1 protein-coding gene is annotated in these 758 nt (G+C 72.6%); it reads right to left on the bottom strand.

Annotated features, from left to right (window positions below; translation table 11 throughout):
- Positions 1-413: 413 nt before the first annotated feature.
- Positions 414-632, bottom strand: a complete 219-nt coding sequence (locus tag EF879_RS26845) for a hypothetical protein (RefSeq protein ID WP_123563382.1) — start codon at positions 630-632, stop codon at positions 414-416.
- Between the last annotated feature and the right edge of the window lie 126 nt (positions 633-758).

Genomic DNA, 758 nt, shown 5'->3' with positions numbered 1-758 from the left:
GTGTTCAGACTTTCTTTACTTCATCAAGGGCGGGCCTTCGGCCCGCCGCCGTGCCAGCGCCGGGGCGCGCGTGCGGCCTGGCGGCCGGTCACGCCCCGGCGCGCACGGCGTACCTATGGACGCAAGACACACAGCCGGCACGGGCCGAGCCGGCCAGCCGCGGGCCACCAGGCCGACGCCGCGCGGCACCAACGCGAGCTTCTAGCCCTGGGGGCTCTGCCCCCAGACCCCCGGCCCTCCTCGGAGATCAGCTGCCGGAGCGGACCACCTCGTCGGGCACCGCAAGGGCTACCAGGGTCCCCGGGCCGGGTCCAGGTCGTACGTCCATAGGGCGCTCCACCTGGACCCGGCCCGGGGACCCTGGACGGTCGGTGACTGCCCGACGAGGAGATCCGCAGATCCGGCCGCCCGGGTCAGCGGGTGTTGACGAGTCGTTCGTAGGCCACCCTGGCGACCCAGCACATGCCAGTGTGATCGGGAGGCTGACGGCACGATCGGCAGTTGCCGCCGTTGCTGATGTGGCGCCGGAGCACGCTACGCATCTCGGCCCGCTCGATGGACTCCGGCACCGGCACCGGGCCGGGGTTGCCGATCGGTACGGGCTGGTACGGCGGTAGGTCGTCGCTGAACACCGTTCACCCTCCGTCCTGGACCCTCCGTCCTGGTCACCCTGCCCGGCCGGGGAGGTCCGGCCGGGCAGGGGCCTACCGCCGTACCGGGGCGGGTTCGAGTCCTCCACGACCAGCACAGCGGGATAG

The organism is Micromonospora sp. HM5-17 (assembly GCF_003762835.1).
In the GTDB taxonomy this organism is placed as follows: domain Bacteria; phylum Actinomycetota; class Actinomycetes; order Mycobacteriales; family Micromonosporaceae; genus Plantactinospora.
This window is presented reverse-complemented; position numbering and strand designations above follow the sequence as displayed.